Annotated in this window: 20 protein-coding genes and 1 riboswitch; of the genes, 4 read left to right on the plus strand and 16 right to left on the minus strand. The window is 55.4% G+C overall.

Features of this window, described 5'->3' with window-relative positions:
* Positions 1 to 28: 28 nt before the first annotated feature.
* From apaH to lptD, 6 genes are all read right to left on the minus strand, one after another.
* Complete coding sequence (gene apaH / locus ACI2J2_RS15495) at positions 29 to 880, minus strand: bis(5'-nucleosyl)-tetraphosphatase (symmetrical) ApaH (protein ID WP_209635015.1); 852 nt, start codon at positions 878 to 880, stop codon at positions 29 to 31.
* A gap of 4 nt (positions 881 to 884) precedes the next feature.
* The gene (gene apaG / locus ACI2J2_RS15500) at positions 885 to 1,262 is read right to left on the minus strand and encodes a Co2+/Mg2+ efflux protein ApaG (RefSeq protein ID WP_012005174.1); all 378 of its coding nucleotides are present in this window, start codon (positions 1,260 to 1,262) and stop codon (positions 885 to 887) included.
* Positions 1,263 to 1,274: 12 nt separating this feature from the next.
* Positions 1,275 to 2,093, minus strand: a complete 819-nt coding sequence (gene rsmA / locus ACI2J2_RS15505; RefSeq protein ID WP_037420728.1) for a 16S rRNA (adenine(1518)-N(6)/adenine(1519)-N(6))-dimethyltransferase RsmA — start codon at positions 2,091 to 2,093, stop codon at positions 1,275 to 1,277.
* Positions 2,086 to 3,078, minus strand: coding sequence for a 4-hydroxythreonine-4-phosphate dehydrogenase PdxA (pdxA, locus tag ACI2J2_RS15510; protein ID WP_404760397.1), 993 nt, complete (start codon positions 3,076 to 3,078; stop codon positions 2,086 to 2,088). The genes rsmA and pdxA overlap by 8 nt, the downstream gene beginning before the upstream one ends.
* Positions 3,065 to 4,363: a peptidylprolyl isomerase SurA gene (gene surA / locus ACI2J2_RS15515; protein WP_209635017.1), complete on the minus strand. Its 1,299-nt coding sequence runs from the start codon at positions 4,361 to 4,363 to the stop codon at positions 3,065 to 3,067. Before surA ends, pdxA begins: the two co-directional genes overlap by 14 nt.
* Positions 4,364 to 4,428: 65 nt before the next feature.
* On the minus strand, positions 4,429 to 6,792 hold the full coding sequence (gene lptD / locus ACI2J2_RS15520; RefSeq protein ID WP_265555796.1) for an LPS assembly protein LptD: 2,364 nt from the start codon (positions 6,790 to 6,792) through the stop codon (positions 4,429 to 4,431).
* Between the two features lie 228 nt (positions 6,793 to 7,020).
* Here lptD and djlA point away from each other — a divergent pair, with 228 nt between their 5' ends.
* Positions 7,021 to 7,842 (plus strand): co-chaperone DjlA, encoded by an 822-nt coding sequence (djlA, locus tag ACI2J2_RS15525; protein ID WP_209635021.1) that lies wholly within the window; start codon positions 7,021 to 7,023, stop codon positions 7,840 to 7,842.
* 121 nt (positions 7,843 to 7,963) lie between these two features.
* On the opposite strand, the gene rluA is transcribed toward djlA, so the two are convergent.
* The 3 genes from rluA to ACI2J2_RS15540 all read right to left on the minus strand — a co-directional run bounded on the left by rluA (position 7,964) and on the right by ACI2J2_RS15540 (position 14,212).
* Positions 7,964 to 8,614 (minus strand): bifunctional tRNA pseudouridine(32) synthase/23S rRNA pseudouridine(746) synthase RluA, encoded by a 651-nt coding sequence (gene rluA, locus ACI2J2_RS15530; RefSeq protein ID WP_209635023.1) that lies wholly within the window; start codon positions 8,612 to 8,614, stop codon positions 7,964 to 7,966.
* Positions 8,615 to 8,672: 58 nt separating this feature from the next.
* Positions 8,673 to 11,579, minus strand: a complete 2,907-nt coding sequence (rapA, locus tag ACI2J2_RS15535) for an RNA polymerase-associated protein RapA (protein WP_209635024.1) — start codon at positions 11,577 to 11,579, stop codon at positions 8,673 to 8,675.
* A gap of 269 nt (positions 11,580 to 11,848) precedes the next feature.
* Positions 11,849 to 14,212, minus strand: coding sequence for a DNA polymerase II (locus tag ACI2J2_RS15540; protein WP_404760398.1), 2,364 nt, complete (start codon positions 14,210 to 14,212; stop codon positions 11,849 to 11,851).
* A 184-nt stretch (positions 14,213 to 14,396) separates the two neighbouring features.
* Between ACI2J2_RS15540 and ACI2J2_RS15545 the strand changes: the two genes are divergently transcribed.
* Positions 14,397 to 15,167: a DedA family protein gene (locus tag ACI2J2_RS15545; RefSeq protein WP_209635028.1), complete on the plus strand. Its 771-nt coding sequence runs from the start codon at positions 14,397 to 14,399 to the stop codon at positions 15,165 to 15,167.
* Between the two features lie 27 nt (positions 15,168 to 15,194).
* On the opposite strand, the gene ilvN is transcribed toward ACI2J2_RS15545, so the two are convergent.
* The 7 genes from ilvN to sgrR form a co-directional block, all read right to left on the minus strand.
* Positions 15,195 to 15,488 (minus strand): acetolactate synthase small subunit, encoded by a 294-nt coding sequence (gene ilvN, locus ACI2J2_RS15550; RefSeq protein WP_037420755.1) that lies wholly within the window; start codon positions 15,486 to 15,488, stop codon positions 15,195 to 15,197.
* A gap of 3 nt (positions 15,489 to 15,491) precedes the next feature.
* A complete protein-coding gene (gene ilvB / locus ACI2J2_RS15555; protein ID WP_209635029.1) occupies positions 15,492 to 17,186 on the minus strand; it encodes an acetolactate synthase large subunit in 1,695 nt (564 codons plus the stop codon).
* Between the two features lie 111 nt (positions 17,187 to 17,297).
* Positions 17,298 to 17,411, minus strand: a complete 114-nt coding sequence (gene ivbL / locus ACI2J2_RS15560; protein WP_218167600.1) for an ilvB operon leader peptide IvbL — start codon at positions 17,409 to 17,411, stop codon at positions 17,298 to 17,300.
* Between the two features lie 88 nt (positions 17,412 to 17,499).
* Complete coding sequence (gene thiQ, locus ACI2J2_RS15565; protein ID WP_209635031.1) at positions 17,500 to 18,204, minus strand: thiamine ABC transporter ATP-binding protein ThiQ; 705 nt, start codon at positions 18,202 to 18,204, stop codon at positions 17,500 to 17,502.
* Positions 18,191 to 19,798 (minus strand): thiamine/thiamine pyrophosphate ABC transporter permease ThiP, encoded by a 1,608-nt coding sequence (gene thiP, locus ACI2J2_RS15570; protein ID WP_404760399.1) that lies wholly within the window; start codon positions 19,796 to 19,798, stop codon positions 18,191 to 18,193. The genes thiQ and thiP overlap by 14 nt, the downstream gene beginning before the upstream one ends.
* The gene (thiB, locus tag ACI2J2_RS15575) at positions 19,774 to 20,760 is read right to left on the minus strand and encodes a thiamine ABC transporter substrate binding subunit (protein WP_265555792.1); all 987 of its coding nucleotides are present in this window, start codon (positions 20,758 to 20,760) and stop codon (positions 19,774 to 19,776) included. The genes thiP and thiB overlap by 25 nt, the downstream gene beginning before the upstream one ends.
* Positions 20,761 to 20,816: 56 nt before the next feature.
* Positions 20,817 to 20,922: riboswitch (TPP riboswitch) on the minus strand.
* A 37-nt stretch (positions 20,923 to 20,959) separates the two neighbouring features.
* Complete coding sequence (sgrR, locus tag ACI2J2_RS15580) at positions 20,960 to 22,621, minus strand: HTH-type transcriptional regulator SgrR (protein ID WP_209635037.1); 1,662 nt, start codon at positions 22,619 to 22,621, stop codon at positions 20,960 to 20,962.
* Between the two features lie 90 nt (positions 22,622 to 22,711).
* Here sgrR and sgrT point away from each other — a divergent pair, with 90 nt between their 5' ends.
* Together sgrT and ACI2J2_RS15590 are read left to right on the plus strand one after the other, a co-directional pair.
* On the plus strand, positions 22,712 to 22,885 hold the full coding sequence (sgrT, locus tag ACI2J2_RS15585; RefSeq protein WP_209635039.1) for a glucose uptake inhibitor SgrT: 174 nt from the start codon (positions 22,712 to 22,714) through the stop codon (positions 22,883 to 22,885).
* A gap of 158 nt (positions 22,886 to 23,043) precedes the next feature.
* Positions 23,044 to 24,249, plus strand: coding sequence for a sugar efflux transporter (locus ACI2J2_RS15590; RefSeq protein WP_404760400.1), 1,206 nt, complete (start codon positions 23,044 to 23,046; stop codon positions 24,247 to 24,249).
* The last annotated feature ends 64 nt before the right edge of the window (positions 24,250 to 24,313 follow it).

The raw sequence follows: 24,313 nt of genomic DNA on the forward strand, positions 1-24,313 counted from the left end.
TGGGGCGGCTTTAACCGCCCCACTCTAATTATGACGCGACCTGTTGGTGCACGCTGTCCTGAGAATCACGGCGGTGAGCCGGTTGGGTAAAGTACTGCTGGTCTTCCCAACGTAGCATGGTCAGATCGCCCCCCCAACAGCAGCCGGTATCAAGGCCAATAACGCCTGCGGGTGTGCCCTTACCTTCCAGTGATGCCCAGTGACCAAAGATAATGGTGTAATCGGCATCAACCAATCGCGGTAATTCAAACCAAGGCTTGAGCGGGGCAGGCGCTGTGCCTGGCGCATCTTTGCAGATCATATCAAGCTGGCCGTTCGGGAAGCAGTAACGCATGCGTGTCAGGGCATTGGTACTGAACCGCAGGCGAGCCAATCCGCTCAGCTCTGGGCTCCAGTTGTTCGGCATATCACCGTACATGGCGTCGAGGAACAGCGGATAGCTGTCGCTGCTCAATACGGCCTCGACTTCACGGGCGCAGATTTGTGCCGTTTCAATGTCCCATTGCGGAGTGATCCCGGCATGTGCCATCACCAGTTTGAGTTGCTCATCCACTTGCAGCACCGGTTGGCGGCGTAGCCAGTTGATAAGCTCATCAGCGTCAGGGGCTTCCAGCAACTGAGTGATGCGGTCTTTGGGCTTATTACGACTGATGCCGGCATAGACAGCCAACAGGTGCAGATCGTGGTTGCCCAGGACCATACGTACCGCAGGGCCGAGTGAACGCACGTAGCGCAGCACGTCCAACGAGCCGGGGCCGCGGGCAACCAAATCGCCGGTCAGCCACAGGCGGTCATGCAGAGGATCGAAAGCAACTTGGGCCAATAGCGACTGCAGTTCATCAAAACAGCCATGAACATCGCCGATGAGATATGTCGACATAGAATTAGTGAATCAGTGTTGGGATAGCTAAGCGGAACACGGGAATAGCGGTCTGGAACGGTTGACCCTGATGATCAACCATTTCGTAATGGCCTTCCATGGTACCCAGTGGCGTTTCAAGGATAGCGCCGCTGGTGTATTGGAATTCTCCCCCAGGTGGAATGAGGGGTTGTTCGCCAACCACGCCTTCACCCTGAACTTCAGTCTGACGGCCATTACTGTTGGTAATCAACCAGTAACGCCCAAGCAGTTGCACGTTGAAACGCCCCAAATTGCGGATGGTGATGGTATAAGCGAAGACGTAACGTTCTTCCTCAGGTATCGATTGTGATTCCACATAGACACTTTGTACCTGAATACATACACGGGGCGAATCAATCATGACCACTACTCCTTATTGCTGCGGCGCGGGATTGGCTGAAAGCCAGTTAGCCAGCTTACAGTATTGCGCCACAGAAATATTCTCTGCTCTAAGTACCGGATCGATACCCAATTCCGTCAGTTGCTCTGGCGTGAACAGATCACCCAGGCTGTTGCGGACCGTCTTCCGGCGCTGGTTGAACGCCTGAGTTGTAATCCGGCTTAGCATACGTACGTCACCCACCGGGTTCGGGTTCACAAGGTGCGGAACCAGACGTACCACAGCGGAATCCACTTTTGGCGCCGGGGTGAAAGAGGTCGGTGGCACTTCCAGCACCGGGATGACATTGCAGTAGTACTGCGCCATTACGGTTAAACGCCCGTAGGCTTTGCTGTTTGGCCCAGCAACCAGACGATTGACGACTTCTTTCTGCAACATAAAGTGCATGTCGCGGATGGCCTGAGTATAGCTGAAAAGGTGGAACATCAGCGGCGTCGAAATGTTATACGGCAGGTTACCAAACACGCGCAGCGGTTGGCCAGCCTGCTCGGCCATTTCGGCAAAGTTTACCGTCATGGCGTCTTGCTGGTGGATGGTCAGTTTGTCTTTCAGCTGTGGGTGATTCGCCAGGCGAGCCGCCAGATCGCGGTCCAGCTCAATCACTGTCATGCGGTCCATGCGTGCGCCAACCGGCTCGGTCAATGCACCCAAGCCGGGGCCGATTTCAACCACCGCTTCACCCGGCATGGGATGAATGGCGGAGACAATGCTATCGATGACAAACTGATCGGTTAAAAAGTTCTGTCCAAAGCGTTTGCGGGCAAAGTGCCCTTGGTGGACTTTATTATTCATTACAATTAATTATCATTTTAATGGCGAGATTCAAGGCCGTTTTGAAACTGCCTGCATCGGCGGTGCCGGTGCCTGCAAGTTCTAAAGCGGTACCGTGGTCGACCGAGGTACGGATAAAAGGCAAACCGAGGGTAATATTTACCGCCCGGCCGAACCCTTGGTATTTTAGCACTGGCAGACCCTGATCGTGATACATCGCCAGCACAGCATCGGCATGTTGCAGATACTTGGGCTGGAACAGGGTGTCTGCCGGCAGTGGGCCAATAAGATGGATACCTTCAGCACGCAGCGCGTCGAGCGCCGGGATAATGGTATCGATCTCTTCGCGGCCCATATGGCCACCTTCTCCGGCATGCGGATTCAGGCCACAGACATAAATTTGTGGTTGTGCAAGGCCAAATTTGGTTTTCAGGTCATGGTCGAGAATATGGATGACTTCATGCAGACTTTGCTGGGTGATAGCGCCAGGCACAGCCAATAAAGGCAGGTGAGTGGTCGCCAACGCCACGCGCAGCTCTTCCGTTGCCAGCATCATCACGACACGATCGCAGCCGCTGCGATCGGCAAAGAATTCGGTATGGCCAATAAAGGAGACACCGGCATCATTGATCACGCCCTTGTTCACCGGGCCGGTGATCAGTGCGGCGAATTCGCCATTCAGACAGCCGTCGCAGGCGCGTGCCAGCGTTTCTACGACGTAGGCGCTATTGCCCACGTTCAATTCACCTGCTACGACCGCATGAGCGAGCGCGACGGGTAATACCGTCAGCGTACCGGCTCGCTGTGGCTGGGCAGGCTGTTGAGCTTGATAGTCGCGCAGTTGCAACGGCAGGTTTAACTGCCGGGCGCGCTCAAGCAACAAGGCCGGATCCGCGCACACCACCAGTTCAACAGGCCAATCCTGTTGTGCCAGCACTGCCACTAAATCCGGCCCAACCCCGGCAGGCTCGCCGGGGGTGATTACGATGCGATTATTGTTGTGCATTACCGTCAAGGATCTTCACGTAAGCCTGAGCACGTTGTTCCTGCATCCAGGTTTGCGCTTCTTCTGCAAACTTGCGGTTGAACAGCATGCGGTAAGCACGGTCTTTCTGCGCCGCGTCGGTTTTATCCACCTGACGCGTATCCAGCAACTGAATCAGGTGCCAGCCGAAGGAAGAGTGCACTGGTTGGCTGATTTCGCCTTTACTCAGTTTCATTAAAGCATCGCGGAAAGCAGGATCGTAGATGTCTGGAGAAGCCCAGCCCAAATCACCACCCTGAAGTGCAGAACCTGGATCCTGAGAAAGCTGTTTGGCTTCGTCAGCAAACTTGGCGCGGCCGCTCTTAATTTCTTCAGCAACGGCTTGCAGTTTTGCACGAGCCTGATCGTCGGTCAGCACCACGGAAGGCTTCAGCAGAATATGGCGTGCATGAACCTCGGTGACGGATACCGACTGGTTGGCGCCGCGGATATCGTTCACTTTCAGAATGTGGAAGCCGACACCGGAACGGATTGGGCCGACCACATCGCCTTTTTTGGCGTTAACCAGTCTTTCAGCGAACAGCGTAGGGATTTCCTGCAGCTTGCCCCAGCCCATGTTGCCGCCTTTCAGCGCCTGGGAGTCCGCGGAGTAGGCGATCGCCAGCTTGCCGAAGTCGGCACCGCCGTTGATTTCACCCATCAGTTTTTTCGCCAAGGCTTCTGCGTCGTCAACCTGTGCCTGCGACGGGTTTTCCGGCAGCGGGATCAGGATGTGACTGATGTTCATTTCAGTATCGCTACCGTTCTGAGCGCCAACCTGCGTTGCCAGTGAGTCCACTTCCTGAGGCAGGATGGTGACGCGTCGGCGAACTTCGTTGTTACGCACTTCAGAAATCAGCATTTCCTTACGGATCTGCGAACGGTAAGTGTTGTAGTTCAAGCCTTCATACGCCAGACGGCTGCGCATCTGATCGATGCTCATTTTGTTCTGTGCAGCGATGTTACTGATGGCTTTGTCCAGATCGGCATCGGAAACGGTAATGCCCATTTTCTTGGCCATCTGCAGCTGGATGTTATCCATAATCAGGCGTTCAAGGATTTGGTGACGCAGTGTCTTGTCATCCGGCAATTGTTGCCCGGCTTGCTGCGCATTAAGTTTCACCGACTGCAACAGGGTGTTTACGTCGCTCTCAAGCACAACGCCGTTATCCACGACGGCGGCGACTTTATCCACTTCTTGGGGTGCTGCGAACGCGGTATTGGCGCAAACCACCAATCCGAGAATAAGCGTTCTCCAGTTCTTCATACATTTCCCATTATGTAATCCGCAAATGCGGGTGAAAGTTCTCGTTTTCAAAGTGTTACAAAGCATCAAAATGCACGCTGATAAGGCAGAATGCCGGAACGCAACATTTCCGCGGAGCCCAGACTGTGATCGCTGCTCAGGCCACGCAGTTCGACGTTGAATGAAACTTTGTTGTCATAAACGCTGGTATTGTTACTGTTATTCCAGTCGGTGATCTTGCGCTCATAGCCCAAGGTTACCGCCCAACAGCAGGTGTTGTACTTCACGCCGAGCAGCTGATCGGCTGATTGTTTTGCACGGGTGTCGTAGTAATAAGCCCCTACAACTGCCCAGCGATCGGCAATCGGCCAACTGCCGGTGACGCCCACTTGCGAAATACCGTCCTGATAAGCCGGAACCTGCGTGGTATTCAATGCCGTCTCAATATACTCCGGCGTAGCGTAACGGTAGTTCAACTGCAGTACGCGTTCAGAATCCTGACGGTATTCCAGTACGCCATTACCCAATGAGATGCTATTGAGACGCGTGTCGTACTGCAGACCGCCACGGAGACCCCAACGATCGTCAATCTTCCAATAGCTATCGCCAGCCCAAGCCAGGCTGCCGGTATCGTCATTGTTGTCGTAACGCGTAGTCTGGTCACCGGTACGGGAACGGCTGAAGTAGTAGATTTGACCAACGGAAACATTAAAACGTTCAACCAGCGCGTCATCATAAATACGCGAGGTCAAACCGGTTGAAACACGGTTTTGTGACGCGATGCGATCCAGGCCACTGTATGTGCGGTCACGGAACAGGCCTGAGTAGTCGGTTTGCAGCAACGTGGTGTCGTAGGTATAGATGTTGCTTTGGTCACGATACGGCACATACAAATACTGTACGCGCGGTTCGAGGGTTTGCGTATAGCCCTCAGACCAGTTCATTGGGCGATCGAACACCATCTTGCCGTCGACTTTGAACTGCGGCAGCACGCGGTTGACCGAGTCTTCCAGGCCTGGGGCGTTGTTGCCAGTGCGGTTCTTGTAGTTGGTGGCAAAACCGTCAGGAATATCCTGCTGATAGTGGGTTGCCAGCAGTTTGGCTTCGGTGTTCAGGCTGCCCCAACCGTTGGTCAGCGGCAGGCTTAGCGTCGGTTCCATATGCAGACGGGTCGCGTCAGGGCTGTATGGGTTAACGCTAATGAACTTGGCTGCCTGGCCGTAAATGTGGAAATCGAACGGCCCGATATCGTCCTTGTAGTAGTTCAGGTCCAACTGTGGTTGAACTTTATAAGAGTCCGATTGGCTGCGGTCGGTATCGTCGTAGATCTGGAACTGTTTGGAGCTTAAGGTGGCGTCCCAGTTATCAATGGCGTAGCCGACGCTGAATTTCTGCGTCGCGTAACCGTCGGTGGTGGAACCGTATTTAGAGTCCAAATCGGTAAAGTATTTGGAGTCGCTGACCTTGGTGTAGTCGACGTTGAAACGCCACACCTTGTCCATCACGCCATTATGGTTCCAGTAGAACAACCAACGCTTGCTGTCGTCAGGGTTGTCCTTGCTGTATTCCTTGTCGTTCGGCAACCAGTCGAATTCCATCAGGCCCAAACCAGGCTGCACCAGATAACGGAATTCGTTCTGCAACTGCAGACCACGCCGGGACATATAGTGCGGTGTGATGGTGGCGTCGAAGTTCGGCGCAATGTTCCAGTAATACGGCAGCAAGAACTCAAAACCATTGCTGCTGCCATATTTTGCATTCGGGATCAGGAAACCGGAGCGACGTTTATCACCCACCGGCAATTGCAGATAAGGGCTGTAGAATACGGGCACGCCGCCAATTTTGAAGCGCGCGTTCCAGATTTCTGCGACCTGCTCTTCGCGGTCGTGGATCACTTCGGATCCGACGACGCTCCAGCTGTCGTCGCCAGGCAAGCAGGACGTAAAGGTGCCGTTTTCCAGAATGGTGTAGCGGTTGGCGCCGCGCATCTTCATCTTGTCGGCGTCGCCACGGCCCTGACGGCCTACCATCTGGTAGTCGCCTTCATAGACGTCGGTGTCTTTATTGTTCAGGTTAGACCAGGCTTTCGGACCTTTCAGTTTGATCTGATTGTCGCTGTAGTGCACGTCACCGGTCGCCGTTACGGTGCGTACCGGCTCGGTTTGTCCTGGGTTTTGCGTCTGGTTCAGCTCAACCTGTTTGGCAGTCAGGGTACTGTTGCCTTGCTCAATGTTCACGTTACCGGTGAACAGCGCGCTTTTTGGATAATCGGCGCGGGAGTCATCGGCGTGAATAGTGACGGGTTGGCTGTTCGGATCGCCGCTGACCAGCGGTTTGTCATAAACAGGTACCCCGAGCATGCATTGCTCAGCCAGGTCAGCCAGCGCGTGCTGACTGTAGAGTGCCGTCCAAATCAGTGTGGCCAGCAGTGTTGGGAAACTTTTTTTCATACGCGGTTTTGGTGTTCCGTCATCAGAGGCGTCATGTCCGGCAAACGGTCAGAGACTATATCACTCATCTGCGTTGCGCTAGTGTTAAATCCGGCCGTTTACTTGCGTCGTCGATAGGCGCAAAGATAAATGACAGGTATGATAATCGAAATCCTGGGAAAAATCGCCTTAACCCTTACCTAAGACGGAAGGGAGCAGTCGGCTTTCGGCATGATAATTGAGGAGTATATGCAGTATTGGGGAAAACTGCTCGGGGTCATCGTGGCCATTTGGGCTGGCGCGGGATTCTGGGGTGTAGTTTTGGGGCTGATTGTCGGTCATATGATTGACACTGCGCGCAGCAACAAGCGCAGCCGGGGTTTTTTCGCCGACCAGCAAACGCGGCAAACGCTGTTTTTCCGCACCACTTTTCAGGTGATGGGTCACCTGACCAAATCGAAAGGACGTGTTACCGAGGCGGATATCCAGATCGCCAGCCTGTTTATGGATCGCCTGCAACTGCACGGGGAAGCCCGTACCGCGGCACAGCAGGCATTTCGTGAAGGTAAACAGAGCCAGTTCCCACTGAGAGAAACGCTGCAGCAGTTCCGCAGCATCTGTTTTGGCCGTTTTGACCTGATTCGGATGTTTCTGGAAATTCAAATTCAGGCGGCGTTTGCCGATGGTTCGCTGCATCCAAACGAGCGCCAGGTGCTGTACGTCATCGCTGAAGAATTGGGCATTTCGCGTGCGCAGTTTGATCAGTTCCTCAGCATGATGGAGGGCGGGCGCCAATTTGGCGGCGGTCAGCAAGGCGGGCATTCGCAGGGCGGCTACCAGCAGGCGCAGCGTGGGCCTACTTTGGATGACGCCTGTAAAGTGCTGGGTGTCAGCAGCAGCGACGATGCGACCACCATTAAACGTGCTTACCGCAAGCTGATGAGCGAGCACCATCCAGACAAGCTGGTGGCGAAAGGTTTACCACCACAAATGATGGAAATGGCCAAGCAAAAGGCGCAGGAAATTCAGGCGGCCTACGACCTGATCAAGCGTGAGAAAGGCTTCAAATAACGATACCCGTCATACTTGAAGCTGCCTCTTTGTTGGCTGCGCCTGCTCCCCCCGGTCACCTGGCTGACCAGGCTCCTGGGGTGAGCAAGGTTGCTGTTTAGGGTATCGCCGTCCGATGGGGTTAGAAATCCGGTTCAACGCGGAAATGCATCGGCGTCTGGAAAGCAGGGTGGGTAATGCGCAGCTCTTGCGCATGCAACTGTAAACGTGGCGCCATGGCCTTGGCTTCTGGTGTGGCATAAAAACCGTCACCGAGGATCGGGTGGCCCAATGCCAGCATATGAACGCGCAACTGGTGTGAGCGACCGGTGATCGGCATGAGTTTTACGCGTGTGCTTCCATCGGCATCTCGTGACAGCACAAGATACTCCGTTTGCGCTGCTTTACCCGTCTCGAAACACACTTTCTGCAACGGCCGATTAGGCCAGTCGCAAATCAGCGGCAAATCCACCAGACCTTCATCGTGCTCCAGATGACCCCAGACCCGTGCGATATAGGACTTTTTCGGCTCGCGCTCGCGGAACTGGCGTTTTAGCTCACGTTCAGCGGCTTTATTTAACGCCACCACAATCACGCCACTGGTTGCCATATCCAGACGATGCACCGACTCGGCGGCCGGAAAGTCTGCCTGAATGCGTGTCATCAGACTGTCTTTGTTTTCCGGCGCACGGCCGGGTACCGACAGCAGACCGCTCGGCTTGTTGACCACGATAATGTGCTCATCCTGATACAGGATATGCATCGGGCCCTGTGGGGGATTGTAGGGTTCCATCTTGTTGGCTCCGCTGAAAGTCACAATAGGGGAACCGCAGCTCCCCCCTTGCGCCAGGTTACTGGTGAGTGACAACCACCAGACGGATCGCGTCCAAACGCCATCCCGCTTCATTCAGGTTAACCAACACCTGCTTACGGTTGAACTCCAGCGCTTCGACTTCGTCATCACGGATGTTCGGGTTGACGGCCTTCAGGGCTTCCAGACGTGCCAGCTCGGTGCTTAGCTTGTCATCCGCTTCCTGTTTTGCTTGCTCGATCAAGGCACGGGCCTGTTCTTCAACCAGGCTTTCTGCCTGTTGCAGCATGGCATGCACATCTTGCTGCACGGCATTGACCAGCTTGCTGGAGGTGTGACGGTTAACTGCGTTCAATTGGCGGTTGAAGCTTTCGAATTCAACCTGCGCCGCCAGATTGGTACCTTTGCGGTCCATCAACATACGGATTGGCGTCGGTGGCAGGAAGCGGGTCAGTTGCAGGTGCTTCGGCGCTTGCGCCTCAACCACGTACACCAGCTCAACCAACAAGGTGCCGACAGGCAGCGCCTTGTTTTTCAGCAGAGAAACGGCACAGCTACCGGTATCCCCAGACAGGATCAGATCCAGGCCGTTGCGGATAATCGGGTGCTCCCAACTGACGAACTGGGCATCTTCACGTGAAAGCGCTTGCTCACGATCGAAGGTGACGGTGCAGCCATCCTGTGGCAAGCCCGGGAAGTCAGGTACCAGCATATGATCGGACGGTGTCAGGACGATCAGGTTATCGCTGCGGTCGTCCTGGTTGATACCGACGATGTCGAATAGGTTAAGCGCAAAGCCCACCAGGTTGACGTCGTTGTCCTGATTGGCAATGGCTTCAGCCAACGCCTGCGCTTTTTCGCCGCCATTGGAGTGCATTTCCAGCAGGCGATCGCGGCCCTGCTCCAGTTGCACCTTCAGTTGGTCGTGCTGCTGACGGCAGGTGTGAATGAATTCATCCAGGCCTTCCTGCTCGGTGGGTGACGCCAGGAAACCGATCAGTTGCTCATAACCACTGTCATAAATGGTACGGCCGGTTGGGCAGGTATGTTCGAAGGCATCGAGCCCTTCGTGGAACCAACGGCCCAGTACCGCCTGAGCGGTGTTTTCCAGGTATGGCACCATGATTTGAATGTCATGCATCTGGCCGATACGGTCCAGACGGCCAATACGTTGTTCCAGCAGGTCCGGGTTAAACGGCAGATCGAACATCACCAGGTGGCTGGCGAACTGGAAGTTACGGCCTTCAGAGCCGATTTCCGAGCACAGCAGCACTTGGGCACCGTCTTCCTCTGAGGCGAAGTAAGCGGCGGCGCGATCGCGCTCGATAATCGACAAGCCTTCATGGAACACGGCGGCACGGATAGCTTCTCGCTCACGCAACACCTGTTCCAATTGCAGTGCAGTGGCGGCCTTGGCGCAGATCACCAGGACTTTTTCGTTGCGGTTGCTTACCAGGTAATTCAGTAACCATTCAACACGCGGATCGAAGTTCCACCAGGTGGCGTTTTCGCCTTCAAATTCCTGATAGATTTGCTCTGGATAGAGCATGTCGCGTGCACGTGCCTCAACGGTTTTCTTTGCACCCATGATGCCAGACACTTTAATGGCGGTCTGGTACTGAGTTGGCAGCGGCAGCTTGATCTGATGCAGATTACGGTGCGGGAAGCCTTTGACCCCATTACGGGTGTTACGGAACAGCACGCGGCTGGTACCGTGGCGGTCCATCAGCATGGTAACCAGCTCCTGACGCGCCTGCTCGCTGTTTTCACTGTCGCTGTTGGCGGCTTTTAACAGCGGTTCAATGTCTTGTTCGTCGATCAGCTCGCCGAGCAGGTTCAGCTTGTCATCCGCCAGGCGCTCACCACTGAGCAGCAAGGTGACAGCATCCGCCACCGGGCGGTATTTCTGCTGTTCTGCGACGAATTCGTGGTAGTCGTGGAAACGGTTCGGATCCAACAGGCGTAAACGCGCAAAGTGGCTCTGTTGGCCAAGCTGTTCTGGGGTTGCGGTCAGCAGCAGTACGCCGGGGATATGCTCGGCCAGCTGTTCAATCACCTGGTATTCGCGGCTTGGTGCGTCTTCGCTCCAGGCCAGGTGGTGTGCTTCATCGACGACCAGCAGATCCCATTGGGCATCGGCCAGTTCTTCCAGGCGCTGCTTATTACGGCGCACGAAGTCCAGCGAGCAGATGACCAACTGTTCGGTTTCAAACGGGTTGCTGCTGTCGAGTTTGGCCTCTGAGTAACGGCTGTCGTCGAATAGTGAGAAATAGAGGTTGAAGCGGCGCATCATTTCGACCAGCCACTGGTGCTGCAACGTTTCTGGTACCACGATCAATACGCGCTCGGCACGGCCTGCCAGCAGTTGCTGGTGGATGATCATACCGGCTTCAATGGTTTTACCCAGGCCCACTTCATCTGCTAACAGAACGCGTGGGGCATGGCGCTGGCCGACTTCATAGGCAATATGCAACTGGTGAGGGATCAGGCTGGCTCGCATGCCGCGCAGACCGGCAAACGGCAGGCGATACTGTTCGCTCTGGTATTTACGGGCGCGGAAACGCAGCGCGAAGCGATCCATACGGTCGATCTGGCCGGCAAACAGGCGGTCTTGCGGCTTGCTGAAGGTCAGCTTACTGTCCAGCAGCACTTCACGCATTGCCACACCGCTTTCCTGGGTGTCCAGGCGGGTGCCAATATAGGTCAGCAGGCCGTTATCCTCTTTGACCTCTTCCACCTGCAGCTCCCAGCCTTCGTGGTTGCTGATGGTGTCGCCTGGGTTGAACATCACGCGGGTGATTGGCGAGTCATTTCTGGCATAGAGGCGGTTTTCGCCGGTTGCGGGGAAAAGCAGGGTAATCATGCGCGCATCCAGCGCCACGACAGTACCCAGTCCTAATTCGCTTTCCGTGTCGCTGATCCAGCGTTGACCAAGTGTAAAAGGCATATATTGTCGGCTCGATTCTTTTTAAGTAAGTCTTGTTACCGGGTTTAGAACACCGCGGTACCCGTATCAAACGTCTGCTAATCCCGATTTATTTTTATATGGCGGGCAATAGCTATTCATCCCATGCATACATCGTTAGACGGCATGGGTGAAGTGTGGTCCAGAATTTGGGAAGGGCGCTATGGTAATGGAAGGCGACGCGTTCGTCACCTGCAAAACCTGATGATTTTTCTTAACCCTTCGCCAAAGCCCGCGGGACGGGCTGAATGTCAAAACAACCCCATTTGCCCGGTCACCAGCGTGGTAAAATCGTCGTGCAAGAATGGGAGTATAGCGTCTGCCACGGGTTGTAACTGGCGCTCCAGATAATGGGGGTAATCAATTGCCGATTGTTGGGTCTCCAGCGGCTCTGGCCCGGCAACGGTCATGACATAGCTGATCCAGCCGCCATTCTGGTATTGAAGCGGCCGACCCTGCTGACGATTATAGTCGTCGGCGATGCGTGCAGCACGGACATGTGGCGGTACGTTGCGCTGATATTCGTCCAGTCTCCTGCGCAGGCGTTTGCGGTAAACGAGCCGATCGTCGAAATCGCCGTTCAGTGTTTGGCTCACGTATTCCCGCACAAAATCCTGATACGGCTGCCGTTTAAAAATGCGTTGGTAGAGCAGTTGCTGGAACTGCTGCGCAAGCGGTGTCCAGTCGGTGCGCACGGTTTCAAGGCCTTTGTAAACCATCTCTTCACGGCCATCAGCGCTTGCGATCAGCCCAGCATAGCGTTTTTTACTGCCCTGTTCGGCACCACGAATGGTCGGCATCAGGAAACGCGAGTAATGGGTTTCGAACTCCAGCTCCAAGGCATTATCCAGCCCATACTGCGCCTGTAAATGTTGTTGCCACCATTGGTTTACGTGCTCAACCAGCGTCCTGCCGATTTGGGCGGCCTGCTGCTCGTCATGGGGTTGCTTGAGCCAAACGAAGGTGGAATCTGTATCGCCGTAGATGACCTGGTACCCCTGCGCTTCGATCAGTTCACGCGTTTGGCGCATGATCTCGTGGCCACGCAGGGTGATCGACGAGGCCAGGCGGGGATCGAAAAAGCGGCAACCGCTCGATCCCAATACGCCATACAGCGCATTCATGATGATCTTCAATGCTTGGGATAACGCTTTGTTCTGCTGACGTTTTGCCGTTTCACGCCCCTGCCAGATCTGCTCGACGATCGCCGGCAGGCAGTGTTTGCTACGTGAGAAGCGCGCGTTGCGGAAACCGGGCACTGAATCGACATCGCTCGGGTGTTGCATGCCTTCCACCAGCCCGACCGGATCGATCAGAAAGGTGCGGATGATCGACGGATACAGACTTTTGTAATCCAGCACCAGCACTGAATCATACAGGCCGGGTTGTGAATCCATCACAAAACCGCCGGGGCTGTGTTCTTCTGGCTGTTCGCCGAGGTTGGGGGCGATAAAACCCAGCCGGTGCATGCGTGGCATATACAGATTGCTGAAGGCCGCGACCGAACCGCCACTGCGATCGGCCGCTAACCCGGTGACCGTGGCGCGCTCCAGCAGAAAGGTCAGCAACTCGGTTTTGGCAAAAATCCGCGTCACGAGCTCACAATCTTTTAAGTTGTAGCGTGCCAGTGCCGGCTTATCTTCGGCGAAGCGTCGGTCGATTTCGGCCATCCGCTGATAAGGGTTGTCGATCGACTTGCCTTCCCCCAGCAGTGTCTGGGACACGTGCTCGAGACTAAAAGAAGGGAAGTTCCAGGTGGCAGATTTCAACGCTTCGATGCCATCGATAATCAATCGACCGGCGGCGGAGGCGAAAAAGTGATTTTGTTTGAAACCGTGCTCACGCCACTCGAGCGGGTTACCCCCACGGCCTAACCGTAATGGGATCTGGTAGCGCTCAGCGTGTTTTTGCAGTACGCGTAGATCAAACTGCACCAGATTCCAGCCAATGATGGCGTCGGGGTCGTGCTGTTCCAGCCATTGGTTCAGGCGTTCTAACATCTGCGGGCGGCTTACGCAGTACTCCAGAGCAAAATCCAGAGTCTCATTGCCACCGTTGGCTGGCCCAAGCATGTAGACCTGGCGCTGTCCACAGCCTTCCAGTGCAATAGAGTACAGCTCACCGTGAGCGGTGGTTTCAATGTCCAGCGAGACCAGCTTCAGTACAGGGCGGTATTCTGGTGCGGGTTTCATTTTACTGTTGAGCAGGGGGCCACTGCCATTCGGTTGGCCACTGAACCACACCGGTGCGGTGATAAAGCGCTCCATCAGGTAGCGTTCCGGCGGGCGAATATCGGCTTCGTAGACATTGACGCCGCCGTCTTTCAGCAGCCTTTCCAGTTTGATCAACTGACGGTGTTGGCGGCAGTACAGCCCCAGGACCGGGCGGTGATGAAAATCAGTCAGCGGTAAGGGTTTTAGCTCCCATTGCCGCTCTTCGCGCAGCAACAGCTCAGCACGTTGGCGCTGTTCGACAGGAATGAAGGCGACGGAGGTCTGCGGCGACAGGCGAATTTGCTGTGGCCCATTGTCGGTCGCCAGCCAAAACTCCACCTCGGTGCCAGCCGGCGTATCACGCCAGTGGCGGGTGAGCAGGAAACCCTGTTGGAGTGACATCACGCTGTTCCTGAGAGGCTAAGCTAAAGGGAGAAGGACATAAATTACAGTATGGGTTTTTATACAGTCATTGTCCATTGCCGTGCAGTCCTGCCAAAAAACCCTACAATTCACCGGTTGACTCGTTCCCGGCTGCACCTGACAATCCCACGCCCACGCGCTTTGGATAACCAGCAGAGGTTTAATGGAAGCCTATTTACAGCATTTAATTACCCAGTCTTTGGCTTTCACTCTGATGGTCGTCATGCTTGTCGCGTTTTTGGAGTCGTTGGCGTTGGTTGGGTTGTTGTTGCCCGGCACGGTGATGATGGCCAGTATCGGCGCCTTGATTGGCAGTGGTCAGGTTGACTTCTATTACGCCTGGGCGGCGGGCATTGCCGGTTGCTTGCTGGGCGACTGGATCTCTTACTTTATCGGTCGTGCCTTCAAGGGGCCGTTGCACCGGTGGTCATTCCTGAAAAAGAACAAGGCGATGCTCGACAAAACCGAGCATGCGCTACATCAGCACAGTATGGCGACCATTCTGATTGGCCGTTTTATTGGCCCGACGCGTCCACTGGTGCCGATGGTCGCCGGGATGCTGGATTTACCGCCGTACAAATTCGCATTGCCGAACATTATCGGCTGCATCACCTGGCCACCGGTCTATTTTTTCCCGGGTATTCTGGCCGGCGTGGCGATCGACATTCCTGCCAGCGCCAACAGTGCGTTATTCAAATGGTTGCTGTTTGCGGTGGTGATGCTGGTTTGGCTTGCCGTCTGGCTGAGCTGGCGTTGGTGGCGTGAAGGCAAGCGCAGCGCCGACCGCTTGAGCAACTGGCTGTCGCCGGTGCGCCTGCGGATGGCCTGCGTGCTGAGTTGGATCCTGGCGCTCGGCACCTTTTATTATCTGTCCCTGCAACCACTGATGCCGGTTTATCGGCACCTCTTGTGGAAGGTATTAGCAGGACAATAACAAGGGGGCGTAACGCCCCTTTGTGCATTACTGGAAGAATGCCTCTAACTGTTCGAACACCCGCACGTCCTCGCTGTGGCGTTTTACTTGCAATACATCTTCGAGTTTCTCTACCTGACTTATCATCTGCATCAGTCGTTGATCGTCCGCCACCAATAGCCAGATGCGGCTCTGTTTACCGTCTTTCAGCGGCAGACACAGAATGCCTTCCACGTTAAAGGCGCGGCGGGCGAACAGACCGCACACATGCGACATCACGCCGGGATGGTTACGAACCGTCAGTTCCAGGATCACCTGCGGGTTATTGTATTGTTCTGACATGGCTTATTCTCCAATCATGTCGATATTAGCGGCACCCGGCGGCACCATCGGGAAGACCTTTTCATTGATATCGATCAGCGCGTGGATCAGACAAGGCCCTGGGCGCTGGATCGCTTCTGCGAGAGCTGCCTGTGGATCTTCCGCGGCGTTCAAATCGCAGGTGTCCAACCCGAAACCGGCAGCAATCTTGATAAAGTCGGTGCGCTTGGGGTAGGCGGCGGCAAAAATGCGCTGTTGATAAAACAGGGTTTGCTGTTGATGTACCAGCCCCAACGCCTGATTGTTCATCAGGATAATTTTCACGTCCAGATTGTGTTCGACGGCAGTAGCCATTTCCTGAATGTTCATCATCAGGCTACCGTCACCGGAAAAGCACAGCACTTTACGCTGTGGTTCTGCCAACGCGGCGCCAATTGCGGCTGGTAGGCCAAAGCCCATGGTCCCGAGTCCACCAGAGGTCAGCCACTGGCGCGGACGGCTCAGCGGATAGGCTTGTGCTACCCACATCTGATGCTGGCCCACGTCGGTGGTGATAATGGCGCTGTCATCTACACAGCGTGCGGCAGCGAGCACCAGCCCGTAATGGCTCAGCGGGTCTTCGGCGTTCGGCATACTGAACGGGAACTCGCGCTTCAGGCCGTTGACGGTGTCCAGCCATTCACTGCGTGGCTGTGCCTCAATCAGTGGTAACAGTTGCTGCAACACCTGACCAACGTCGGCATGAATGGCAATATTGGCCTGTTTCACCTTACCCAGTTCGGCACGGTCGATATCCACATGGATGATGCTGGCGTTCGGGCAAAACTGTTCGGTTTTGCCAATCGCCCGATCGTCAAAGCGGGCGCCCAGTACGATCAGCAGATCGGCTTCTTGCAGGATAAAGTTAGTGCTACGTGCCGCATGCATCCCCAGCATACCCAGCGACAGCGGATGCTGAACCGGCATGGCGCCGAGTGCCATCAGCGTCATGGTGGTGGGCAAGTTGGCGCGTTCGGCCAATTCAACCGCCTGTTGGTAGGCATTGGCGCAGATGATACCGCCACCCAGATACAGCACCGGGCGCTTGGCCTGGTTGATCATTGTCGCAGCCTGAGCCACCGCGGAGGCTTCAAAGGCGGGAGCCGCATCGGGAATGGCGATCGGGGGCAACTCATCCAAATCGATAACCGCAGTTTGTACGTCTTTAGGCACGTCGATCCACACTGGGCCTGGGCGACCGGACTCTGCGATACGGAATGCATCGCAGATCACTTGCGGCAATTCGCGGATATCGCGTACCAAATGGTTGTGCTTGGTGATAGGGATCGAGATGCCGTAGGTATCCACTTCCTGGAAAGCGTCGGTGCCGATCATAGAGGAAGGCACTTGGCCGGTGATACATACCAGCGGAATGGAATCGAGCTTGGCGTCGGCGATGGCGGTGACCAGGTTGGTTGCACCCGGTCCGCTAGAGGCGATGCACACCGCCGCTTTGCCGTTAGCACGCGCCATGCCTTGTGCCATAAAGCCTGCGCCCTGTTCGTGGCGTGCCAGTACGTGGTGAATGCGAGTGCTTTGGCCCAGTGCATCATACAGTGGCAGTGCTGCACCACCGGGAATGCCGGCGACGGTGGTAATACCCTGCCGTTCCAGCAGATGAACGATCAGCTGTGCGCCGGTGAAGCGGTTACCTTGATGTGGCGTGCCCGAAATTGCCATGTTCCTATCCTTTCTCAAGGCCGGTTCGCTTTTCTGGGCAGGGGGCTAAAACTAAAAACCCCGCCCGGTTTGCGCCGGCGGGGTTTGGGAATCGATGCGTTGATTCGGACCCTACGGCGCATTGCCGACGACCACCACCACACGCACGACGACCACCGCGGCTGGTAGCGCGGTAATTAGTAGGGTCGAAGTCAGCGAGGATGCGATCACAGGGAACCTTATCATCAGTAAAAAAAGTCAGGTTTTTATAAAACCACAGGCGCAAAATTCGCACAACAGGTTTATTTTCACAGCATAAAAAACGCGCGTCAGATCACGCTTTGTTCGCGATGCCGAGTACCTTGGCCTCTGGGGCGCTGCCGTCCAGTAGCGCCAGCGTCGGGCCGTCATAATAAATGCGGCCGTCGACCACGAGTAAGGTGCGCGGCGCGATCCGCGCGGCATCATCCAGATTGTGGGAAACCATCAGTAATGTCAGGGATCGCTGGTCGCAAACCTCCTGCAGTAGCTGCAACATTTCATTGCGCAGTGCGGGATCGAGCGCTGAGAAAGGCTCGTCGAGCAACAGGATAGGCTGTTGACGGATCAGACAGCGGGCCAAGGCTGCACGCTGGCGCTGGCCACCGGATAGCTGTGACGGCAGGCGCGTCAAATGTTCTTCCAATCCCACTTGTCGCGCGATGTGTGCCAACTGTTGCTTCTGTTCTTCCTTCAGCCGCAATCCGGGATCCAGACCTAATCCGATGTTCTGTGCCACCGTCAAATGGGCGAACAGGTTATTTTCCTGAAACAGCATAGAGACGGGGCGTTTAGCCGGTGGCGTAGTGGTGTGGTCGCTGCCATTGAGCCGCAGCTTGCCGCTGGTGGCAGACAGGAACCCGGCGATCAGGCTAAGAAGCGTGCTTTTTCCTGCCCCGCTGGGGCCAAGCACCGCGACACGTTCGCCCGGCTCAATGCGCAGATCAAAGCGCATAGGCAGGTGTTCATACAGGTAGGTCAGTTTTTCAAGATCTATCATGGCGGCCTGGTAAACGTTCGATCAAGGTAAACAGTAGGAAGCACAACAGTAGCAGCAACAGTGCGGTGACCGCGCCGTCATTACTGCGATAGGCGCCAATCTGTTGATACAGGTAAAAAGGTAGCGTACGGAAGTGCTCGTTGCCGAACAGGGCCACCACGCCAAAATCCCCGAGTGACAATACGCAGGCGAAGGCTAACGCCTGTGCCAGTGGGCGGCGTAATGCTTTGAGTTCGATCCAGCGTAGCCGTTGCCAACCGTGGATATCCAGTGACAAACACAGCGGGTTGTAACGTTCAGCGAGGTCGCGCATGGGGTTTTCCAGCACTTTCAACGCATAAGGCACTGCCATCAACGCATTGGTGAGGATAACCAGCGCATAGGGCGATTGCGGTAGCCCCAGGGTATCGCTTAACAACAAGAAGAAGCCGGTAGCCAGCACGATACCCGGCATTGCCAGGATCACCATGCCGCTCAGTTCCAACGTATGGCCAAAGCGTAATCGCTGTTGCAGCTTTAATTCACGGCTACTCCACAACAGCATCATCGTCAGCATGACACAGAGTGCGCCTGCACCGAGCGCGATGCGTAGCGAGGTGAACAACGCCTGCCAGAGCACCTGTTGTTGTAGAACGCTGACCAGTGTTTGATTGGCCCCGTCGGCAATGACGGCCAGCAGCGGGGGTAACAGCAACAGCAGCGCGGCGGTAATCAACAGAACATCACTGGTGCGGCGCCACAGGCTATCTTCCGGATTGCGCCAACGGTGGGCATGGGTGTTGCCAACGGGCAGCGCCTGGCTCAAACGCTGACTGAGCACCACCAGGCCCAGACAGCATGCCAGTTGGATAAGAGCCAGCAGTGCTGCACGGCTGAGATCGTAGTCATAACTGAGTGCCTGATAGATAGCCAGTTCGATGGTGGTGGCTTGCGGCCCGCCTCCCAGTGATAGCACGGTGGCGAAGCTGGCGAAGCACAACATAAAGATCAGCGCACCGCTCGGCAGAATTTGACGACGCAGCGCTGGCCACTCGACAAAGCGGAATTGCTGCCAACCGCTCATGCCAAGCTGGGCCGCCAGTTGGCGTTGCTCGACCGGAATGTTTTCCAGTGCCTGTAACAGTAGCCGGGTCGCTAAAGGCAGGTTGAAGAACATGTGGGCTAACAGGATGCCCTGCAGGCCGTAAGGGGAGAAACTGTAGTCAATGCCGAGCCAGCCGCATAGCGCGGCCAACCAGCCTTGTCGGCCATACACACTGAGCAAGCCGAATACGGCTACCAGTACGGGCAGCACCAGCGTCATGGCACACAACCGCAGCAGCAGTTGACGACCAGGAAAACGGCGGCGGTATAGCGCACGTGCCAATAGGATTGCGGGCAGCACCGAAATCAGTGCAGACAGCAACGCCTGCCAGAAGGTGAAACGGACCACATGCCACAGGTAGCTGTCTTGCCACAGGCCGCGCCAGTCGCTTTCCGGCGCGTGTCGCCACAGAGAACCCATCGCCAATACGGCGATGGTCAGGATCAGACCGGCGGCCAGTAGCCCCGGCCATAGCCAATGCGGGATCAGTGGCTGACGGCGGTTTGCCATGCTCGGATCCAGTTGCCGCGTTGTTTAGCCACGTCTTCTGCACTGTATTGCAGCGCTGTCTGCGGTACGGTCATTTGCTCAAAACCTGCGGGTAATTGGGTTTTTATCACCGGGTACATCCAGTTGCCTGTTGGAATGGTGTTCTGGAACGCCGGAGTGACCATAAATTGCATAAAGCGCTCGGCCAGCGCCGGTTGTTTGCTGGCTTTGAGTTTGCCCGCCACTTCGACTTGCAGATAGTGGCCTTCGCTAAAATTGGCCGCAGCGTAGCTGTCTTTCTTCTCTTCAATAAGATGATAGGCCGGGGAGGTGGTGTAGCTGAGCACCAGATCGCCTTCACCTTTCAGGAACAAACCGTAGGCTTCACTCCAGCCCTTTGTCACGGTGACGGTTTTTTTCGCCAGTTTCTGCCAAGCTTCGGGGGCTTTGTCACCATAGACTTTCTGCATCCACAGCAGCAGGCCCAGGCCCGGAGTACTGGTGCGCGGATCTTCGTAAATCACTTTCCATTTTTGATCGCTGTCGACCAGTTCTCGCAGGCTTGTGGGTGGGTTCTTCAGTTTTTCTTTATTGTAAACAAAGGCAAAGTAACCGTAGTCGTAAGGCACGAAGGTTTTATCCTGCCAGCCGCCAGGCACACTCAAGGTTGCGCTGTTAACGCCGCTTGGCGCGAATAAACCGGTTTGTTGCGCGGCCTGCAGCAGGTTGTTGTCCAATCCCAGAACCACGTCGGCGGCACTGTTTTTGCCTTCCATGCGTAAACGGTTAAGCAGTGAGACACCGTCTTCCAGGGCAACGAATTTCAGATCACAGTCGCACTGGGCCTCAAAGGCCTTTTTGACTGCCGGGCCAGGGCCCCAGTCGGCAGCGAAAGAATCATAGGTATAGACCGTCAGCGTGGGTTTGGCGAACACCGGTGCGGCGCTCAACAACAGTAATAAGGGCAGGCTTTTTTTGACCACTTTGCACTCCTGAACATTTAGGGGGCAAAGGTATCTGAGGGGCGAATGGCGGCTGCCGGTTCGCTAGGCTCAAATCCCTCCGCCGGTATTGACCGGATCAGGTTCGACGGGTTTGTTCTCAGCAAAATCGGCACGCCGCATTTTGCACCCCGTTGAGACGGCGCCATTGTAAAGACTAACGCGCGCTGGTGAAAGATGCTTATGCTTCCGGTGGCGCAAACCACGCGGATTTAAAATCAAACCAGCCGAGGGTGTTCATCCGCACGCCGCGCATACTCCGTTGACCGTGTAGCTGTAGCCAGTGGTGGAACAGCGGATGCAACTGATGACTGCTGACCAGGCGTTGACCAAAATCGGCCAGCGGTAAGGCATTGGCGCGCCATAACATCGCATCCTCTGCGAGATCTTCATTCATGCAGTGCTGCATTAGCGGCAACTCATACAGCGTGGCGAACAGTGAGAATTCCAGCGGCAGATAGAAGTTGGCGCTGCCTAGCCACACATCGCTGATCGCATCGCCTTTGTGCCAGGTGTCGTAATCGACGCTCTGAATCTTCAGCTTGATACCCTGCTGCGCCAGCAAAGGTTCGATCGCCTGTTGAATGGCATGGAATTCCGAGTGTTCGCTGTAGAAGGTCAGCGTCAGTTCGGTTAATCCAGGTGGTTTGGGTTGCAGGGCCAGCGCACGGTTATGATGCCAGCGCGGCAGAATGCCATAGGCGGGAGACCAATAGCGTTGGTAGATAGGCCCGGCGTTGCTCAGCAGTGAAATGGGGTTAATCAACTCACACAGCCAACTGCGAATGGCCGGATCTGCCGCCAATGGGGAACGTTGATCGAACAACAGGAAATAGCAGCCTTCTTCCAATCGGCTTTCCAGCTCATTTTTGCCGGTATCGTCAGCTTGCAGTTGTACGCCTGAATGTACCAGTTCTTCTGTCACTTCCGGCAATACCCAGATATTTACCTCATCGATCAGTGCCCGGTAACCAAAGTAATCGTCGAAGGCGTGAATTTTCATCTGACTGCGGTGGTTCCTTTCCACACTGTACGGCCCAGTGCCGATTGGATGGCGTGAGAACTCTGGCAGACTCTGCCACTCACGCGGGAGGATCATGGCGTGCACAGAGCCCAGCAACCAGGGGAGCCAGTAGTCGGGGCTGAGCAGGTGCACGTCAATCACGTATGGCGTCGGTGACGTCACTCGCTCGATATGGGAAAACAGGGGCTGCGGCGTCAACCGACTGAGCGTGCTGATGACATCCTCCATTTCCAGTTCACGTCCATGGTGAAAATGGATCGCCGGACGTAGATAAAAACGCCAGTGCAGCGGTGTTAACGCTTGCCAATGATGCGCGAGATCTGATTCTAGTTCCCCGTTTTCCTCATTTATACGCGTCAGTCCGCTGAAGATCTGCCGTGCCAAATGGGTTTCCGAACGTCGTAACGCCGAACCGGGCAACAGGTTGTACAACTGGCGATAGTAGAGCACACGAAGAATGTGTTTACCCTGACGAAAGCTGCGCCCCAGTTGCGAGAGGAGCATCTGTCGCACCACATTTTTATCGCCGACCAATTGCACCAGTTGATCGATGCGGTCTTGTTCCAACAGGTCTTCCGCCCGCTGCTGCTGCAATGCCAGGCCAGTATAGTGGAAGGTGAGCCGCGAACGTTTGCCGCGACCCGATTCCGCTTGCCAGGTCAGCCAGCCTTGCTGCTGCATGGCCCCAAGTAGCGAACGCACGTGACGACGTGAGCAGGTGAGCGCGTCGGCCAGTTCTTGCAGCGTGGTCTCTGTCGGCTCGCCATGGCAGCGTTGCCACAGGCGAATGAACTGCTGTTGCAATCTGGAGGTGGACATAAAAGAGGAACGCTCCGGCATCAACTCATCAATTTATCTTTCCCTATATTACGCCGATAATTTTCCTCAATGAAAGGGGGAGGGCGACGGATGAAAGTTTTCTTGTCAAAACAGTTCTATCAGCGCTACTTCAGTGCGGTACGCCGGCAGCACGCCGACTGGCTGGGCCTGGTGCCTGAACAGGCACGATTGGACATGTTGGCCCACCTGACCCAGTGGGACATTAAGAGCATGACGGACAAGCAATACCGCGAGCACCTCTGAGGCTCCGGTAATGAAAGTGTTTCTGAGTAATGGTGTTGTTCACCAGCCAGTGGGGTCATACCCACTGGTTTTTTTATTGTGGGCCATGGGATGTTCTTGCAATTTTTCTCCCGTAGCCTAAGGTTCTGTCTTCCGCTTTAGGGCCAGGGAACGATGATATGAAACGCCAGCGCTGGCTGCCACGCCGCTTTAATCCTGTCTTTGCCGCTTTCCTGCTGATCGCGTTTCTTTCCGGCATTGCCGGGGCACTCTTGGCGCCGACGCTGAGCCTGTTCCTGACCACTGAAGTTAAGGTGCGACCGTTATGGGTTGGCCTGTTCTACACCGTTAATGCCATTGTCGGTATTGCCGTCAGTTTTCTGTTGGCCAAGCGTTCGGATACGCAGGGTGACCGGCGTAATTTGATTCTGATGTGCTGTGTTATGGCGATCGGCAACTGTCTGCTGTTTGCCTTCAATCGTGACTATTTGACGCTGATTACCGCCGGTGTGCTGTTGTCGGCTATTGCCAATACGGCGATGCCGCAAATTTTCGCGCTGGCGCGAGAATATGCTGACAGCTCGGCGCGTGAAGTCGTGATGTTCAGCTCGGTGATGCGTGCGCAATTGTCGCTGGCATGGGTGATTGGTCCGCCGCTGTCGTTTACGCTGGCGCTGACTTATGGATTTACCGTGATGTTCGTGATTGCGGCGACAACCTTTGCTGTCTGTGCACTATTGGTGTGGTTTACCTTGCCATCAGTGCCGCGTGCTGGGCAGCAAGCACAGGACGATGCGCTTGCCAATACGGCCTCTGCCCCTATTGCCCCCGTGAGTGCCTGGCGTAACCCTGATGTGCGGCGCTTGTTTATCGCCTCGATGCTGATGTGGACGTGCAATACGATGTATATCATCGATATGCCGCTCTACATTACCGCGGATTTGGGGCTACCGGAGAATCTGGCGGGTCTGCTGATGGGGACAGCGGCGGGGTTGGAGATCCCGGCAATGCTGCTGGCTGGCTATTACGTCAAACGCTTCGGCAAGCGCAACATGATGCTGTTTGCTGTGGCAGCGGGTATTTTGTTTTATGCCGGGTTGGTGATGTTTAAATTCAAGCTGGCACTGATGGTGCTACAGCTATTCAACGCCATATTTATTGGCATTATCGCTGGCATCGGCATGCTGTATTTCCAGGACCTGATGCCGGGACGGCCGGGGGCAGCGACGACGTTGTTTACCAACAGCATTTCTACCGGTGTGATTTTGGCGGGTGTACTGCAGGGGGCATTGGTGGAAAATCTGGGCCATTATGCGGTGTATTGGTTCGCGACCGTCCTGGCTGTGGTGGCGTTATGGGTGAGCGCTCGCGTGCGGGAAGTGTGAGTTTTAACGTCAGCAATATTGACGCATGTCATTGAGAACATGACGCCAACCCCCCAAGCTAAAT

Source organism: Serratia sp. NPDC087055 (assembly GCF_044900985.1).
Lineage (GTDB): Bacteria > Pseudomonadota > Gammaproteobacteria > Enterobacterales > Enterobacteriaceae > Serratia.

Coding starts and splice junctions, on each gene's coding strand:
- apaH (WP_209635015.1), bottom strand. CDS start 880: ATGTCGACATATCTCATCGGCGATGTTCATGGCTGTTTTGATGAACTG.
- apaG (WP_012005174.1), bottom strand. CDS start 1,262: ATGATTGATTCGCCCCGTGTATGTATTCAGGTACAAAGTGTCTATGTG.
- rsmA (WP_037420728.1), bottom strand. CDS start 2,093: ATGAATAATAAAGTCCACCAAGGGCACTTTGCCCGCAAACGCTTTGGA.
- pdxA (WP_404760397.1), bottom strand. CDS start 3,078: ATGCACAACAATAATCGCATCGTAATCACCCCCGGCGAGCCTGCCGGG.
- surA (WP_209635017.1), bottom strand. CDS start 4,363: ATGAAGAACTGGAGAACGCTTATTCTCGGATTGGTGGTTTGCGCCAAT.
- lptD (WP_265555796.1), bottom strand. CDS start 6,792: ATGAAAAAAAGTTTCCCAACACTGCTGGCCACACTGATTTGGACGGCA.
- djlA (WP_209635021.1), top strand. CDS start 7,021: ATGCAGTATTGGGGAAAACTGCTCGGGGTCATCGTGGCCATTTGGGCT.
- rluA (WP_209635023.1), bottom strand. CDS start 8,614: ATGGAACCCTACAATCCCCCACAGGGCCCGATGCATATCCTGTATCAG.
- rapA (WP_209635024.1), bottom strand. CDS start 11,579: ATGCCTTTTACACTTGGTCAACGCTGGATCAGCGACACGGAAAGCGAA.
- ACI2J2_RS15540 (WP_404760398.1), bottom strand. CDS start 14,212: ATGTCACTCCAACAGGGTTTCCTGCTCACCCGCCACTGGCGTGATACG.
- ACI2J2_RS15545 (WP_209635028.1), top strand. CDS start 14,397: ATGGAAGCCTATTTACAGCATTTAATTACCCAGTCTTTGGCTTTCACT.
- ilvN (WP_037420755.1), bottom strand. CDS start 15,488: ATGTCAGAACAATACAATAACCCGCAGGTGATCCTGGAACTGACGGTT.
- ilvB (WP_209635029.1), bottom strand. CDS start 17,186: ATGGCAATTTCGGGCACGCCACATCAAGGTAACCGCTTCACCGGCGCA.
- ivbL (WP_218167600.1), bottom strand. CDS start 17,411: ATGATAAGGTTCCCTGTGATCGCATCCTCGCTGACTTCGACCCTACTA.
- thiQ (WP_209635031.1), bottom strand. CDS start 18,204: ATGATAGATCTTGAAAAACTGACCTACCTGTATGAACACCTGCCTATG.
- thiP (WP_404760399.1), bottom strand. CDS start 19,798: ATGGCAAACCGCCGTCAGCCACTGATCCCGCATTGGCTATGGCCGGGG.
- sgrR (WP_209635037.1), bottom strand. CDS start 22,621: ATGTCCACCTCCAGATTGCAACAGCAGTTCATTCGCCTGTGGCAACGC.
- sgrT (WP_209635039.1), top strand. CDS start 22,712: ATGAAAGTTTTCTTGTCAAAACAGTTCTATCAGCGCTACTTCAGTGCG.
- ACI2J2_RS15590 (WP_404760400.1), top strand. CDS start 23,044: ATGAAACGCCAGCGCTGGCTGCCACGCCGCTTTAATCCTGTCTTTGCC.